The 16,556-nt window shown below is 50.9% G+C and carries 11 protein-coding genes; 1 reads left to right on the top strand and 10 read right to left on the bottom strand.

The window, feature by feature from the left end; translation table 11 throughout:
* The first annotated feature begins 176 nt into the window (after positions 1 to 176).
* Positions 177 to 1,601 carry an S-layer homology domain-containing protein gene (locus PT964_RS03895; protein WP_274362018.1) on the top strand — a complete coding sequence of 475 codons (1,425 nt, stop codon included), beginning with the start codon at positions 177 to 179 and terminating at the stop codon, positions 1,599 to 1,601.
* A 39-nt stretch (positions 1,602 to 1,640) separates the two neighbouring features.
* Here the strand turns inward: PT964_RS03895 and PT964_RS03900 are convergent, their stop codons facing one another.
* From PT964_RS03900 to PT964_RS03945, 10 genes are all read right to left on the bottom strand, one after another.
* Positions 1,641 to 2,531, bottom strand: coding sequence for a hypothetical protein (locus PT964_RS03900; protein WP_274362019.1), 891 nt, complete (start codon positions 2,529 to 2,531; stop codon positions 1,641 to 1,643).
* Positions 2,532 to 2,543: 12 nt separating this feature from the next.
* Entirely contained in the window at positions 2,544 to 3,920 is a 1,377-nt protein-coding gene (gene glmM / locus PT964_RS03905) for a phosphoglucosamine mutase (protein WP_274362020.1), read from the bottom strand.
* A gap of 14 nt (positions 3,921 to 3,934) precedes the next feature.
* The gene (locus tag PT964_RS03910) at positions 3,935 to 4,696 is read right to left on the bottom strand and encodes an NTP transferase domain-containing protein (RefSeq protein ID WP_274362021.1); all 762 of its coding nucleotides are present in this window, start codon (positions 4,694 to 4,696) and stop codon (positions 3,935 to 3,937) included.
* 6 nt (positions 4,697 to 4,702) lie between these two features.
* Positions 4,703 to 5,512: a hypothetical protein gene (locus PT964_RS03915; protein ID WP_274362022.1), complete on the bottom strand. Its 810-nt coding sequence runs from the start codon at positions 5,510 to 5,512 to the stop codon at positions 4,703 to 4,705.
* 89 nt (positions 5,513 to 5,601) lie between these two features.
* The gene (locus PT964_RS03920) at positions 5,602 to 6,957 is read right to left on the bottom strand and encodes a nucleotide sugar dehydrogenase (protein ID WP_274362023.1); all 1,356 of its coding nucleotides are present in this window, start codon (positions 6,955 to 6,957) and stop codon (positions 5,602 to 5,604) included.
* 32 nt (positions 6,958 to 6,989) lie between these two features.
* Positions 6,990 to 7,799 carry a response regulator transcription factor gene (locus PT964_RS03925; protein ID WP_274362024.1) on the bottom strand — a complete coding sequence of 270 codons (810 nt, stop codon included), beginning with the start codon at positions 7,797 to 7,799 and terminating at the stop codon, positions 6,990 to 6,992.
* Between the two features lie 27 nt (positions 7,800 to 7,826).
* Positions 7,827 to 9,227 (bottom strand): glycosyltransferase family 2 protein, encoded by a 1,401-nt coding sequence (locus PT964_RS03930; protein WP_274362197.1) that lies wholly within the window; start codon positions 9,225 to 9,227, stop codon positions 7,827 to 7,829.
* Between the two features lie 88 nt (positions 9,228 to 9,315).
* Positions 9,316 to 10,485 carry a HEAT repeat domain-containing protein gene (locus tag PT964_RS03935; RefSeq protein WP_274362025.1) on the bottom strand — a complete coding sequence of 390 codons (1,170 nt, stop codon included), beginning with the start codon at positions 10,483 to 10,485 and terminating at the stop codon, positions 9,316 to 9,318.
* A gap of 39 nt (positions 10,486 to 10,524) precedes the next feature.
* The gene (locus PT964_RS03940) at positions 10,525 to 12,741 is read right to left on the bottom strand and encodes a hypothetical protein (RefSeq protein ID WP_274362026.1); all 2,217 of its coding nucleotides are present in this window, start codon (positions 12,739 to 12,741) and stop codon (positions 10,525 to 10,527) included.
* Positions 12,742 to 13,012: 271 nt separating this feature from the next.
* Positions 13,013 to 16,432, bottom strand: coding sequence for a PAS domain S-box protein (locus PT964_RS03945; protein ID WP_274362027.1), 3,420 nt, complete (start codon positions 16,430 to 16,432; stop codon positions 13,013 to 13,015).
* Between the last annotated feature and the right edge of the window lie 124 nt (positions 16,433 to 16,556).

A 16,556-nucleotide genomic window follows, 5' to 3' on the forward strand; every position in this document is an offset into this window, starting at 1 on the left:
CAACTATACATCCCTTTCCAATGCGTTTCTTAGGAATATATTCTGGTCGTGCTACGATTTTCCTTTATTATCGCTGTGAATACCGGGCCTTTTCTCCCGATTATTGGAAGGCGCGAAACCTTTTTTCGATACAATCGTCTAAGTCACTGTTAATGCCGTGCAATAGGAGATGAAAGATGAAAACATTCGTCAGGCTTGCATGCGTCGTATCGCTTCTGACATGTCTTTACGGCGCCCCGGCCCAAGCACAAAGCAATCCTGTCAATGCGATGTGGGTTTGGGACTTCTATACATCGATGTCGACCGATGCGCAAAGACAAGAGCTCATCGACTTTTCATTGAAAAACAATATCGGCTTGCTGTTTGTCGGGACGAGAAATACGTTAAAGGACCGGCCGGACGATTACGCCGAGTTGATTCGGGAAGCGCACAAGCATAGAATCAAAGTTTTCGCGCTTGCGGGGAACGCCTCTTGGGCTCTGCAGGACAATCATTCGTATGCTTTGGATCAACTGAACCAGGTTTTAGATTTTAATGAGGATCTTTCGTCGGAGACGTCTGACGGGTTTGACGGGCTGCAGTACGATATCGAGCCCTATACGTTACCCGATTTTAAAGACAATGCCGGATCGATCGGCATGCAAATGTTGAGATTGCTCGAAGCTGCGGCGAACAAAATACCGGCAGATGTCCGTGAAAGCTTTGAACTGAACGCGGCAGTCCCGTTCTGGTATACAAGCGGACAAAAGCCGCTGACGATCGAATATAAAAAGCAAAGAAAGCCGCTAAGCCACCATATTCTCGATCTCGTCGATTCCGTTTCGATTATGGCTTATCGGGACAACGCCGCCGGTCAAATCAAGCTGTCGGCGGCCGATGTCGATTATGCTTCGACCGCCGGAAAGAAAGCTTATATCGGAGTTGAGACGATGCCGGCGAACGGAAACTCGATTCCGGAAACAATTACATACAATAATAAAAAAATCAATTACTTGACGGAACAAATGGAAGCGATCCGACGCCATTATTCGAATCACCCCGGCTTTGCGGGCGTTGCCTTACATACGTACGATTCATTTAAAGCGATGCTGCAAAATTTGGATAATCAATTCAACGTATTGAAAGCGGCCGGGATATTCAATGGCTATGCGGACGGCAGCGCGCGCTACGGCCGGAATGCGACCCGAGCGGAAATTGCAGCGGTTGCGGCAAGAATCGGCGGCTACAGCGATAACAATTTGGTTACACCGAACACGGCGCATTTTAAGGACGTTCCGCCCGACGCTTGGCACTACGGATGGGTGGAAACCGCCTATAGCTTGGGTGTTATGAACGGCAAGGGCGGCGGTCAGTTTATTCCGAATGCGAATATTACCGTCGAAGAAACATTGATTGTAATGGCGAAGATGATCGGCCTTTCCGAAGCGGACGGAACGGACGTACAAGGCGCTTCCGTTTGGGCGCGCGGCTGGGTGAAGGCGATGGTCGACGCTAAGCTGGTCGATCGCCGCGACGATTACAAGAATGAAATTACAAGGGAAGATTTGATCAATATCGTTTACAACACGTTTCTGTCGTACATCAAAAAAGAAAAAGTCTAAAGCTTGATGCCCAAGCTTTAGACTTTTTTTAATAACGGCTTACCACGATTCCAACGCCGCTCGTTTCCAAGTGTTCTCCGCTACGCAAATGTAAAGATAACCGTCATCCCACGCAATGTCGCCGACGTTCCCCTCAGCGGACGAAGAGGCGGGCGTCATGGAATTCCGAATGCGAATGCGGTCGCCGTTCACATCCAGCTTCGCCGTCGCATCCGTATTGCCGATCCCGACATTGCCGCTGCTTCTGTCAATGAACAGCGAAGTATCGACGACTTCCCCCGAATCGTCGTAGCGAATAACTCGCAAATCCGAACCCTCTTCCGATCCGGTTTCCTTCGTCGTGTCGGCCCGCATCGCCCATCGCGGGGTAACGACATTCCCCTCCTTCGTTTCGGCGAACTGCAAATCGCGATTTACGCCGTCCGAGCCGGCGACTCTAAGAATCCCGTCCACAACGTTAAAATTGGAGGAGTGCGTCCGAATTTCCGCTACGTCTTGATCGAACGGTATTTCCAGCCGCGTAAACAGCTGATTCGCCTGCTCCCCTTCCGGCGACATCGTCGTCTCGATCGAAATATGGTTATGATCGGCTTGCTCCGGATTGTTCGCTTTCGCATGGGCGATAATGGCCGCTTTATCCATGCCCTTTTCGTCCGCCCATGCAAGTGCCGGTTTTGCGCGGTCTGCCGTCCATTGCAATCGAATGAGGTCCGACAAATGCCCCTCGGAAAATATCCACTTCCGATCCGTTGACAAATGCAGTCTTTCATTATGGGGTACCCTCAGTCCTCCGCCGGGTAAAGAGGATGCCGCGAATGCAGCCTCCTTCACCGACGCTTTGTCTTGCCCGGCGGAAGCATAGGCCATTCCGCCGATCATTCCGGTTACGAGTCCGATTGTTAAAGAAACGGCGATTCCGAATTTGTTCATCGCATATTCTCCTTACACCAAACTGTACGAAAGCTCCGATATAATGGCTTCCTTGATGGAATCCGCCAGCTCAGGCAGCTCCCGTTCGTTCGGTCCTTCCACCATAACCCGGATCAGCGGTTCGGTACCGGAAGGACGAATTAAAATTCTTCCTGTGCCGCCCATTCGTTGTTCCGCCATGCGGACCGCTTCTTGGACTTTTTTGTTTCCTTTGAGCAAATGTTTATTGTCCACCCGCACGTTTACCAATAGCTGCGGGTACTTCTTCATGCCTAAGGTCAGAGCGGATAACGGCTTCGATTCGGCCTTCATAATATTCGCCAGCTGCACGGCCGTTAACATGCCGTCCCCGGTCGTCGCGTAATCCAGCATGATAATATGGCCGGACTGCTCTCCGCCGAGGTTGTATCCGCCTTCGATCATTCGCTCCATCACATACCGGTCGCCGACCTTGCTTTGGATGACTTCAACGCCCATGTTTTTCATCGCATGGGAGAAACCGAGATTGCTCATTACCGTCGTAACGACCGTATCGTGATTTAAACGGCCGCGATCGGACATATACCCCGCCAGTACATACAAAATTTGATCTCCGTCGACGATGTTTCCTTTCTCATCCACGGCGATCAGCCGATCGGCGTCCCCGTCGAAGGAAAGTCCGAGATCCGCGTTATGCTCGATAACGGCTTTCTGGATATGCTCGGGATGCGTGGAGCCGCACTTCTCATTAATGTTCAGCCCGTTCGGGGTATTTGCGAGTACGACGGTCTCCGCGCCCAAGTCTGCGAATATTCGGGACGCCAAGAACGAAGCCGCCCCGTTCGCGCAATCGAGCACTACCTTAAGCCCGTTCAACGGCTGCTCGATCGTCGATTTCAAATAAGCGGCATAGCGATCGCCGAAGTTAGAAATCGTCTGCGCCGTTCCGATTCCCGAGCCGGTCGGCCGAGGCGCCGGTTCAATCGCCTGCTCCGTCTCTTGCTTCATATCCAGCAGCGATTCAATAACGGCCTCCAGCTGATCCGACAGCTTATATCCGTCCGCGCCGAAAAACTTAATTCCGTTATCCTCCAGCGGATTGTGCGACGCGGAAATCATAACTCCCGCATCCGCTCCAAGCGCCTTCGTCGCGAAGGCGACTCCCGGAGTCGGCAGGACGCCTAAGCGAAGGACCACTGCACCGATGGACAGCAAACCGGCGACAAGCGCCGATTCCAGCATCTCTCCCGAGATGCGGGTGTCCCGGCCGATCACGACCTTCGGACGGTTGCCGTTGTTGTTGCGAACGAGCGCGTACCCGCCTAAACGTCCTAACCGGAAAGCGAGCTCCGGGCTTAGCTCCGTGTTCGCAACGCCTCGTATACCGTCCGTTCCGAAATATTTACCCATAATCCCCCCCCCCTTTACAGAACAGCTTGAGTTCTTACTTGCAGGAACGATTCGACGGCAGCGAGCTGCTCCCGGTTGTTGATGCCGGCTACTTCGGACGCATCCGGCAAAGTGACCGCTTCAAAGCCCGGTTGTCCTGCAATCGTTCCCGCCAAGCGCATATAAGGAATAATATCCGTCAAATAAAATTCCCGTTGGGCGTTGTCGTCTTTGATGTTCGGCAGCGCCTGGAACAAACTGCCGTTGTCGAAGCAGAAGATGCCCGTATTGATTTCGCGGATGAGGCGCTGATGGATGGTTGCGTCTTTATCTTCCACAATGCCCAGCACTTCCCCGGTAAGCTTGTCCCGAAGAATTCTTCCGTACCCCCCGGGATTGTCGATCAAGGCGGTAAGCACGACGCCGGCGCATTGTTTGGCGCGCTGGACTTGGATTAACCGTTCCATCGTCCACTGCTTAATCAACGGCGTGTCGCCGACAAGCACTAGAGTCGCACCCTGTTTGTCCTTCAATAACGGAGACACTTGGCTTACCGCATGCGCGGTACCGAGCTGCTTCGGTTGTTCGACGTACGTGACGCGCGAACCGAGATAAGCTTTCACCATGTCTCCTTTGTACCCGATCACGACGAATATTTCGTCCACATTCATCGATTCCAGCTTGGAAACGAGATGCTCGATCATCGGTATGCCGCCTACACGGTGCAGCACTTTAGGAATGTTCGATTGCATGCGGGTGCCTTTCCCCGCCGCCAGTATAATGGCATATGTGTTCATGTAAGCCTACTCCCCCTTCGCTGAACGAAACCAGTGCGGAAAGCCGTGAATCGCGAAGCCTTTGAAGCCGCCGTAGGCTTCGAAATGAGCTTGTGATTTGTTCAGCTCCCGCTCCATAATTTCGTACCCTTCCTCATAAAAAGTCGTTTTGCTCCCTTCGCGGCTCGGTGCGGTTTCCACACCTACAACGACCGCTTTGCCGCTTGAAGTCGCCTCTTCCAGCATCGGAATCGCGTTCGATACAATGCCGTCGCGTCCGTCTGCGGCATCCCGATAATTCATCAGGACCAGCGTGTCGAATCGCTTTAACATCCACGTGCCGACGCGAAGCTGATCGTAGCCCGGAACTTCGATCGATTGGATCCAGAACGGTACGTCCAACGCTACGCCGATGCCGTTTCCTAACCGTTTGACTTCATTCGCGGCGAAATCCATATTCGAAAGCCACTCTTCGATGACGCGGATTTTCTCGGCGCTCCACTCCGGCAGCAAATACGGTTCGATATCCAGATGAATGCCGCTGAAACGTTCGCCCTCGCTAACGTTCGTATTGTAGCTTGCAACCCATTCGATGAAATCCTGCAGCTGCCGTCTGTTCTGTTTCAATCCCCAGGCCGGCTCTCCTCCCAATGCCTCGACCCGTATTCCTTGATCGGCCGCCGCTTTGATAAAGCGCGAATAATCGTTCGGCGAAACCCGTTTGCGGTCGACGTACAAGTAAATATGGGTCACTCCATTCGTCTTGGAGAAGTCCAAAATCGAATCCTTAAACGTAACAATGGAAGGCGTGTCCCAAATCCACGTCCCCTTAAGCATCGGACCGGAACGCTTGGCGGCTATCGCGGACCATAGTAAAAGAAAAACAAGTATAACGGTCAAGCCGATTACGATCGACCGGTATGCTTTTATATCCCGACAGCCACTTTCACTTCCGCTTTTTTGATGCCCGTCCCAAGCTTATAAATATTGTCCGATTGAACCTCCGCGAATGCGTTGCGGGTATCGATGATCGGCACGCCCAGCGCGGCCAGCTCATGATAGCTGAAGCAGCGATGATTCGTAATCAACACCATGCAATCGTATCGGGAGAAGGCGGCCGTATCGTAGGTAACGGAGTGAACGGTTTGGCCCCGCTCATCTTTGAAATTGGTCGCGTATGGGTCGTAGTAATCCACATAAGCCCCGTTGTCTTTGAACAGCTTGTACACTTCAAGTCCGGGCGATTCGCGAAGGTCGTCGACATCCGGCTTATAGGACATGCCCAAGATCAGCACTTTCGAATTCCGAATCGACTTCGCGTACATGTTCAGCACTTGGGAAGCGTTATGAATGACGTATTCCGGCATATTTTCATTAATGGATTGGGCGAGATCGATAAATTTGCTGTAAAACCGGAATTCCTTCGCCTTCCATGATAAATACATCGGGTCGAGCGGTATGCAGTGTCCTCCGATTCCCGGACCCGGGTAGAACGGCATAAATCCGAAAGGCTTCGTAGAGGCGGCGCGAATGACTTCCCATACGTCGATTTCCATCCGGTCGCACATCATCGCCAGCTCGTTGACGAAAGCGATGTTCACGCTTCTGAACGTGTTTTCGAGCAATTTGGACATTTCCGCCACCTTGGGGGAAGAAACGGGAACGACGGTTTTCACGACATGGTTGTATAGAAGAACCCCCAGCTCTTTGCAAGCCTCGGTCGTGCCGCCGAGCACCTTCGGAGTATTGTAGGTGCTGAAGTTTTTATTGCCCGGATCCACGCGCTCGGGCGAGAAGCAAAGGAAAAAGTGTTTGCCGACCTCCAACCCTTGCGCCTCAAGCTCATATTGGATCAGTTCTTCGGTGGTGCCCGGGTAAGTGGTGCTTTCAAGTATGATCAGCGCGCCTTTTTTCAAATACTTTTTAATTTGGACGACTACGCTTTCGATATAAGAAGTATCCGGATCTTGATTTTCGCTTAACGGAGTGGGCACACAGATGCTGATCGCATCCAGCATGCGAATGGCGCTGTAATCGGTCGTCGGAAGAAACATATTGGCATGAACCGCGTCGGCAACCATGGCGCTCGGAACGTCTTGTATGTACGACTTCCCTTCGCGCAGCGACTCCACCTTCCGATCGTCGAGATCGATTCCGTACACGGTAAAGCCGCCCTTCACCATCTCCATGCTCAACGGCAAACCTACATAACCGAGGCCGATCACCCCTACCTTGGCCGATTTGTTCTGCAATTTCTCCTTCAATCCGGTAAAATAAGACATAAACATTTCCCCTTCCGTAAATATGGTTTTATTTAAGAAAACTGCAGCTTTCTGATCCTCCACTCCAGCTCCGAGATCGAGAACGGTTTCGTCACATAATCGGTTACCCCGAGCTCGAACGCGCGGTTCATATCCTTCGTCAAATGCTTATCCGTGAGCACGATGACTTTGCCGTCGCTGTCATGCTCTTCTTTTATTCGATGAATCAATTGATATCCGTCGATTACCGGCAAATTGAGCTCGGTAATGACCAAATCGGGTGTATGCTGTGTGAACTTTTCCAGCGCTTCGGAGCCGTCTTTCGCTTCGAATACTTCATAGCCCTTCATTTCAAGCCGCAATTTAATGAATTGTCGGCTCGTCTCCTCCGTATCCGCAATCAGTATGGAAGAAACGCCGGCTGATTCCGTTCTGTCCGCATACAGATTGATATCCTTGCTCTCCCCGTGATCGTGAGCTACGGCAGTGAACAACCGGGAAATGATTCGCTCGGACGGTTCGCCGCTTTCGGGAAAGCTTGCGACAAACATTTGACCGTCCAGCAGCCCGTGCCGCTCCAGAAATTCTTTGCAAACGAGTGACGAATAATGGGTTCCCGCCAACCTGCGGTCTTCCAATACGACGCCCAGTACCCGGGATTGATCGTCATAATAACATTCGGTTACAAGCTCCGGCTCGTTCTTCGTTAAATAGGATTGCAGCTGAACCAAAAACCTCGGATTGTCGTTCGTACATTTGGCCACGATCAAACCGCACGCGCTGCTCTTCACATAGGAAGCCTGTGTCATTACCAATAGCTGCCGGGTAAAATGCTGAATCGGGTCTCGTACAAATACGGTCATGCTCTCCTCTTCCTCTCCTTATTGGCATCACTTGTTAAAGTTTGTTCGGACCATCGTTCCCCAAGAATTGTTGTTCCGGAGAAACTCGATGTGACCCATTAATCTCCACCATACCCCCAGCTGCCTGTACCCAAGAAACATAAATACGGAAAACAGCAGCATTTTATTGAGATCGCCGACTTTCGGATATCGGCTGAAGGTGAATTCTTCGATAAATAAAGCGCCTAGACTTAGCACGAAGCATGAGAAAAAGTTCACGAGGGCGAAAATGGCCAGCGTCGTCCAGTCCGTCATGCTTAACAGCCAATAACCCAAAATGGCGATCAAACCGGAAATGCGTATATATGGGTTCAGCGTTTCAAAAATAATGTTGTAAGGCAGCGTCAGCAGCCCGAAAATTTTATATTTGGGGCGGAACGCCATATGGATGCCTTCTTCGATCATATTTTTCAGATTGCCGCGGCCCCACCGTTTCCGTTGGCTGCTAAGAATCCGGTACGTATCGGGCGCCTGCGTCCAACATACCGCATCCGGGCAAAAGGCGACCCGATAAGGAATGTTGTTCTCCAAGCAATAACGGTGAAGCTTAATGACGATGTTCATGTCTTCCCCGGGATATCCGCCTCTGTAGCCGCCCACGGCGATGACCTTATCCTTCTGGAACACTCCGAACGCGCCGGAGACGATAATCAATCCGTTAATGGAGCTCCATCCGATGCGTCCCCCCAGGAAAGCTTTAATGTACTCCACGTTTTGCAATGCCGGGAAAAGCTTTTTGGGGAACGTAATATTTTTCACAATGCCGCCTTCAACGGTACAGCTGTTGACGATCCTCACGTTGCCGCCGACCGCCACCGTGTCTTCGGGATTTTCCATGTACACCCGCGCGATTCGTGTCAAGGCGTCTTTCTCAAGCAGCGAATCCGCATCGATTGTCGAAATTAACGGATAGTGGGACAAATTGATTCCCGCGTTTAACGAATCCGCCTTCCCGCCGTTTTCTTTATCGATGAAGTACAGGTTCGGGTATTCGGGATTGTGGTAAATCCCTCTGATCTTGCCCGTCTTGATCCGGTTTCCCAGGATCGGATTGATCCGTTCGAGACGAAACTCGTCGATCATCGATTGGAAAGTATCGTCCTTCGAACCGTCGTTGACGACAATGACCTCGTACTCCGGATAGTTGAGCGACAGCAGCGACCTTACATTCTCGATGATGGTCAATTCCTCGTTGTAAGCCGGAACCAATAAGGACACCGGCGGCACATGGCCGGAGCCTGACAATTTGTTGATCCGGTTATATCGAATTCCTCTCCTGAGAGCGAACGATTTGCGGATCGACAGACCGAAAATAAGATAATAGATAAACGTAATCGCGATCACGTAAAACATGGCGAACATGCCGTATCCGAGCAAAAACTGCCGCACGCCATCGAGCCATGAGCTCTTTTCCAAATAGTAGGCAATAACTCTGACTATATCTTTACCCATCATGTCCCCCCCTTCTCATGCACCGCTATACGACGCGATACAAATGCTTGTTTTTGCCGAACGTCTTTTCATACGCATACAGCAGCGAGTTGTACAGCTTCAGCTGATCCAGCGCATGCAGCTTCGTCGACAGCAGCCGCAGCTCTTCCTCGATAATGTCCTGCAGGAACGTGTCGCCGCTTCGGTCCCGATCATCTCTCGCGGCACGGCAGAAGGCGGATATTCCTTCCTCTCCGTTCCGAATCAGGCTCATCGCGCTGGCATAAACGACGCGTTGATCGCGGTCCTCCAGCCCCTTCTGCAGCTCAGGCAAGTAGAACGTATTGTTCAGCTCCGACAACGCTTGAACGGTCATCAGGCGAACGTCCGCGTTCGGATGCCCGATCAACCGGCTTACGACGTTCCTCGGCAATATTGCGGACGATTTCAAATAAATTTGTATTGCTTTTCTTTGGATATCTTCCAAGCTTGAATCCATTAACCGGTAAACGGCCGCCGCGATTTTCGGGCTATTGTACTCTTTGAGTCCGGCGAGCCCGATTCGGATGATCCCAGGCTGATCGTCTTGAATGAAATCGGCGAACAGCGCCGCCTGATTGACGGGAGCTTCTTCGATCATGTCCGCGATCAACTCGGGAAAGCTTGTGTTATGCGCCAGCATGATTCTTACCATTTCCTTCACGTCTTTGACGTTTCGTGCGCATTTGGCGATCGCGCGCGCGACGACAAAGAGGGACGAATCCAGCGGGTGGCGGCGGAGCAGCTCCAGCAAAGCCGGTACGGCTTGGCGCACTCTCATGCAGCCCAGATGGTATGCCGCATCGATTTTCGCGCGGTAAGATTTGCCGTTCAGCTTTTCAATATGGGCTTCTATGAAGCCCAGCCTTCCGCACAGCTCGATCAGCTTGTCCCGATGAACCCCCGCGAACGATTCGATCATATCGATCAGCTTCTCCTGCAGCGCCTGCTTCTCGTATGGATTCATAGAGACCGGCGGCTCCCGGAGCGGCTCGTCGCTGTCCAGATTGGCTTGAATATAAATCAAATACTCCTTGAATCTCCGATGAAACCGTTCGTACATTTTGCGCTTCCTTATATTTTTCAGCTTGATTCCGTAGATGACGACGGCAAACCCGATATTGACCGCAATCAAAACATACAAGAAATAGATAGCTGTGTTCATAAGCGTAAACACATGATTGGGCTCCTTTCGCTGCTTCGATTGTTTTAAATATTATTCGGAATCTATTTCTTGCATCGCTTTCCGCATCGTGTAATAGCTTTGTTTAGGGCGTTCCACATAGTTCACATCGACATCTTCCCAGCCCTCCCACGTATAAAGAGGAAGCTTTGATACGGGATACGGCCCGTCCCCCGCAACGTCCAGTCCGGTAACGCTGCCCGATGCTTTGTCTACGATCCATGGAACGAATCGAATCCCTTCCACGATGCTCCTCTGAAGCTTCCTTTGCTTCGGCTTTTCATAATTGATCGCAGATAACGAGCTTGGATCGCTGAACCCGAGCAGCATCCATGGAATTCGCATTTCCAGCACGCTGCCGCTCGCCTGCCACGTCGCTTTGGAGTTGTACTCCGGATTCGACGGATCGCTGAAGCCTCTTTGCAGCGTTCCGACCTCGATATCGGTGAACGGATGGTCGAATCGGGAGTCGGGATACCCTAATTCATAGTTCACGACCAGCTTCCAAGGATGAAATATTCCCGAATCGTCCGAGAACGCCTCAGGGTCGATCGGGGCCATTCCGGCTTCGCTGTATAAACGACTATGAAAGTCGTAATTGGAAGCGATTGTGATGCGCCCTTCCTGCTCGTTCGACAATTCCACCAGCGTTTCCAAGCCTTCGTCCAGCGTCTTTCCGTGGAGCTCCGGCGCATGCCGGTTCCCGCCCCGCAATGTGTCCGTTCCGATATATATCGATTGCTGCGACGGATCGAACGGCTTCGATAATTTCATGAATAAGTACAAGTACCCCTCGTCATGGGTGACGGTAATTTCTTCAAACCCGTCTGCATGCATGTCCAGCTTTTTCTTATCGGTCAGCCGATCCCAATCGGAAGCATCTCCGTCGATCAGGATTTTGCCGTCCTTGCTTGGGAACATTCCCAGTACGCCGAAGAACGATTCGTTCGTAAGCGCGTTATACCAATACGCTCTGCGGTCCGGCACGTCATACTGCATCGTGTTCCACGTCTTCTTAAACCATTCGTCCTGCCATGTGAACAAGATGGCGCCGGAATAACCCGCTTGATGAATTTGCCGGAACAGCTCCGCGTCGATTTCCCCTTGGCGCTTCTCGTCATGACCTCCCTGATTTCGTCCTAAAAGTCCGGTATGCGCGACCCCGATCGACGCCGGAACGCCGTACTCGGTAATCATGATCGGCAGCTCGGCGTGGTACTCTTTTAACCGATGTAAGTACGTCTTATAGCTGTCCGCCTCTCCGCCTTCGCCCGTCATCGTTTGGAAGCTTTTATCGAAGGTGAAAAAGTCCGGATAATACGGATACACGTGATACGAAGCGAAATAACCCGCCTCCCAATGAACCGGCTCCAGCTTCAGCGGATCGACGCTTACCAAATCCTCTTCAACTAACGGCTCGCCCGGGTGCTCAAGCGGATCCGTCGTAACCCAGTTGGAGAAGGCGATCGGATGCTGCCAGCCTTGCTCCAGCTCCGATTGCGCCGCAGTATCCAGCATCTTGGCCAGCCATTTCTCAAACGCGCTTGCTCCGGGTTTGCTTCGAAAATGGGCGCCGTTATAGTCCGGAGCGTCCGCATGCTTCTTGTTGGTCCGATCCACCATCTTTGGATCCCATTCCGTTCCCACGATCCATCCCATCAGATAGGGACCTGCATTGAATATATAATTGCCGCTCGCTTTACCGGAATTCGGTTCCGCTTCGAGCTTCGCCTCGCCGTAGACGGCGGACACCGCATCTTTGATCTCCTGTTCGAAACGAGCGGTAATTTCCGGGTCGTACGCATCCTGCCCTTCGATCAATTGCTCCTCGGGGCTCCAGATGCCTTGAATGAAAAACAACGGATCATCCGGATGCTTGGCGTTAAATGCAACCAATGCTTCGTAAAACTCCGGCTTCAATATGGTATATACCCGGATTACGTTAGCGCCCATCTCCCGGATCATCCCGAACCATCTCAAATAATCGGCTTTGGTAACGGCCAGTTCGCCCGGAAAATGTCCCGGAACGGTGGCGCCCATATTAACCCCTTTTGCAAAATAAGGCTTCCACGCTTGATCGTCGTATACTTCCATGTTTGCGCCCGCGGCTCTGAATTTGACATGTGTTCCTTCCGAAGTTTTCGCGCTTTCTACCTTTGCCGACACGGGCCATAGAAAATATGCGGCAGCCGACACGCCGACAACGATGATGAGGCCGAGATTGACGAGTTTTTTCGACGTTCTATGCATCCTTTTACCTCCGTTTTCTATCAATCCGTATTTTGCAGGAGGCTGAATTGGAAAGTCCTTGCTGTCATTTTAAGAGATATATTGTCGGTTTGTCTGTTTCCTAACTATTAAATAATGTAACCGTTTAAAGATTATTGTTATCGAAGTATGAACATTATGAACGTTTCTGATAAATTGTTAGAAAAGTGTGAAAACAGTGTCGAATGAATATAAAAACTAGAGCGTAAAAAAGAAAAAAGCGCCCTGTACAAAGGCGCTGAAATGCCGGCGGTTATTGGTCCGCGGCACTGCCGAAAAACCCGATGACTTGCATTCGATCGTAAATGTCCAATTTGTTAAAAATATTCGCAATATGGTTTTTTACCGTATTTTCGCTGATGGACAGCTCGGCGGCAATTTCCTTGTTCGTTTTGCCGACTCCTACGAGATTGAATACTTCTTGCTCTCTCCTCGTTAATTTATCCAGACGCGGCGAAACCGGCTGCTTCTCCGTCGAACCCGCCGGTATATCGGGTAAAACGACTTTGGCCATTTCCAACCGGGCATGGTGGTACAACAGCAGCTGTCCTCCGACCTCTTCAATATTGATCCGGCTGATCGCCAGCTCCAGCGGAAATTGGGGTCCGGGGGACGACCAATCCGTTTGTGACCGCACGCTGTCGTCCATCGAGTCGAAATAAAACAAGGTGGTTACATTCCCCTTTTCCCTCTCGATGTCGATGACGAGCTTGCCGGGATGCGCGCCGATCATTCGCTGAACAATGGTGCTGAAAGCAAATTCAAGCTTCTCCCGTTCGCCGAGCAGCCAAAGATTCACATCGTTCGCACGCAATACGATTCTTTGTTCCGAACCGTCGATCGAAGAGATCATGTTCTCGAGAATGCTCGTCAGCTCGCATCGTTTGGGAATAAGGGCCAAATTTTGCGCTGTAGACGCCTCGCTCATAAACAGTTTTGGCGATCCTTCGGTCGGATACAACTCGTCATATTTTAAACAAAATCCGACGATCTCGGCGATTTTGCCGCTTTTTCGAATCGGCCTCAGCGAGATGATATAAATCCCGCCGGCAATCTCAATGTAAAATGCGGCCCGCTCCTTTCCGTTCCACACCTCCTCATAATATCGAACATACGGCTCGAAAGAACTCATGCTTGGCTCCTGCTGCAAGAAGCTGTGCCATTCGCTGCCTACGATCTCCTCATAACGATAGCCGAGACGGTTCAATAAACTGCCTCTGACCATCGTATAAATAAAACGGTCTCCTGCCTTTTTTAATTTAAATAATAACCCGTTCTGTTGCTGGACCACCTCTTCCAGGTCGGCTGCCAGCCGCGCCAGTTCTTCCTGCATCTGCTTTTCTTCCGTTATGTCATGAGCGACGCCGTGGACGCCGACAATTTGCCCGTCCACAATAATCGGTAAATTGGTTATGGAAAGATATACGGGATGGCCGTTTTTGTGCCGCACCGTGCTTTCATAGGATTGGGGGAACCCCAATGCGGCCAGTTGAAAGTGCTCCCGCGTTCTAGCCTGTTCTTCCTCCATCACCATAATATCAAACGGTTTGTTGACGATCTCTTGCAGCTCGTAGCCTGTGACGCGTACTACCGCTTCATTCCCGTCAATAAAATGCCCTTCCTTATCGAATGAGAAAACGGCCGCCGGATGATAAGTGAACAATGAGCGGTATCTTTGCTCGCTTTCCTCCCGGAGCCGCTGGGCGAGCTTCTTTGCGGTAATGTCTTTGGCGACGATCAGGTAGCTTTCCTGTCCGCATTCCGTCTCTTTGAGCGGATTAATGCTTGCGTACATAGTAAGCGTCTCGCCGCTCCGGTTGCCGATCCTAAACTCGATCGTAAGCTCTTTGCCTATGCTCTTGACCGTTGAAATCGTATCCTGTACAGGAACGATATCCTGAACATCGATGTATCTCCACAAGTGCCCGCCAACCATCTCCTCCGGCTGTATGCCCAGAAGCCTGCCGTTTGACGGCGACGCATAATGAATCAGCCCGGTATCGTCAACGAGCCATATTAAATTTGAAATATTGCTGACGATCAAATTGAACTTTTCTTCGTTTTTTTGTTCGATCGCTTGTTTTTGACGCTTATATTCAATGCAAAGAGCCGTCAAATGCACCATTTTCTCAAGAACTTTCAAGTCGTAGGAAGAAGGCTCCCGGCAATGATCGAAATAGATCGCAAAGGTTCCCGCAACGGTGCCGTCAGCTCTATTGATCGGCGCAGAGAAGCAAGCCAGCAGCTGATATTTCAGAGCGATCGGCCGATACTTCTCCCAAAGCGGGCTCGTGGATATGTCCGATACGATAACGGTTTCATTGCGATAAGCCGCGGTTCCGCATGAGCCTTCGTTTTCTCCGACCCGCAAACCGTCCGTCGCTTCGAGATATTGTTGCGGAAATCCTTTGGATGAGCCGTGCCGCAAAACTTGTTTCGACTCATCCAGCAGAAGAATCGCGCATTTCGAGCCTCTCAGCTGCTCTTCGACATTGGCGGATATGCTCTCCAGCACATCGGGCAGCGGCGCGTCTCTCGCAATGAGCTCAAGCACCGACTTTTCCTTGAGCAGCAGCGACTCCAAGCGTTTATTGACCGTGATGTCTTTCAAATAGACGACGCTTCTTCGAAATGCTTCCAGCTTATACGGGAAAATAAGCTGGTTCACCGTTTTCTCGCCGTTCTTAGTGACGATTACGATCTCCAGGTTATTCGAATCGTGATCGCCGGCACTTAATCGGTCCAGCACTTGTTTAACGACATCGACCTGCTCTTCCGCCGTAATATCTAACAGCGACTTTGCTTGAAGCTCCTCCTTGGAATAGCCCAGCCGCTTCGACGCGGCACGGTTCGCCCCCGTAATCATGTATCTTTCATCATCCGTATTTATGATGAAAATACAGTCGTCCGTCTGCTCGAAAAAATCGAACATCATCGTTTTCATTTCAGACAAATGTTTCATTTGCATCAGCAATCGTTTGTTAATAACCAGAAGAAAGATGACGATGATAGACATAAGCATGGTGCCCCATCCGATGAACATGGCCATACTGTAATAATTCCATGACGAATGTGCGTCATACTTCGGAATATTCACTGTAGTCGCCAGCATGGCGCCGTAATGCAGAACGAAAATCGAGCCTCCGAACAGTAACATCGTCAACAAATCGGACGCTTTCTTTTTTGCGTAGAAGAACGCGTCAAATGCGATAAAGGTCATTCCGAAGCATAATAGAAAGGCAACCGACAGCAAGCCGAAATGATAATGAAGGCTCCCTTCCATCTCCAACGCAGACATGCCGGTAAAGTGCATTCCGCAAATCCCGACGGACAACACCAGTGAACTTACGCCAACGGCAACTCTGCCGATCTTGTCTGGGTTCATTCCATGAAAAGCAATGTACGTCGATAACATAGGCGTTAATAATGAAACGATGATCATGGCCGGATTGTAATTGACGATCATTCCTCCGACATGAGAGCCGATCATGCCGATATAGTGTACGGACGAAATACCGATGCCCATAACGGCGCTAAATACGACGATCCATTTGTTGCGTGAGGAATCGTGAATCTGATGGATGAAGCGCAGAAGCCTGACTCCGGTGTATGCAGAAAGAAAAGAAACGGCAAGCGATAGAACAACTAAATGAGTGTCATAAGTAAAAGCCATGAATATGGTTCATCTCCCCTCTCCTTCTTTCCTCTTCTCATTCTCCCCCCCACTTGTTATGTATATATTTCAAATTTTCCCGCAATGCCTGACGTTTTTTGTTAATAACGCGGGCGACGGCCGC

The sequence above is a fragment of the Paenibacillus thermotolerans genome (assembly GCF_028745515.1).
Lineage (GTDB): Bacteria > Bacillota > Bacilli > Paenibacillales > YIM-B00363 > Paenibacillus_AE > Paenibacillus_AE thermotolerans.

What these genes read in the sequence shown, in the direction of transcription:
- PT964_RS03895 (WP_274362018.1), top strand. Translation starts at nt 177, where the DNA reads ATGAAAACATTCGTCAGGCTTGCATGCGTCGTATCGCTTCTGACATGT.
- PT964_RS03900 (WP_274362019.1), bottom strand. Translation starts at nt 2,531, where the DNA reads ATGAACAAATTCGGAATCGCCGTTTCTTTAACAATCGGACTCGTAACC.
- glmM (WP_274362020.1), bottom strand. Translation starts at nt 3,920, where the DNA reads ATGGGTAAATATTTCGGAACGGACGGTATACGAGGCGTTGCGAACACG.
- PT964_RS03910 (WP_274362021.1), bottom strand. Translation starts at nt 4,696, where the DNA reads ATGAACACATATGCCATTATACTGGCGGCGGGGAAAGGCACCCGCATG.
- PT964_RS03915 (WP_274362022.1), bottom strand. Translation starts at nt 5,512, where the DNA reads ATGCTTAAGGGGACGTGGATTTGGGACACGCCTTCCATTGTTACGTTT.
- PT964_RS03920 (WP_274362023.1), bottom strand. Translation starts at nt 6,957, where the DNA reads ATGTCTTATTTTACCGGATTGAAGGAGAAATTGCAGAACAAATCGGCC.
- PT964_RS03925 (WP_274362024.1), bottom strand. Translation starts at nt 7,799, where the DNA reads ATGACCGTATTTGTACGAGACCCGATTCAGCATTTTACCCGGCAGCTA.
- PT964_RS03940 (WP_274362026.1), bottom strand. Translation starts at nt 12,741, where the DNA reads ATGCATAGAACGTCGAAAAAACTCGTCAATCTCGGCCTCATCATCGTT.
- PT964_RS03945 (WP_274362027.1), bottom strand. Translation starts at nt 16,432, where the DNA reads ATGGCTTTTACTTATGACACTCATTTAGTTGTTCTATCGCTTGCCGTT.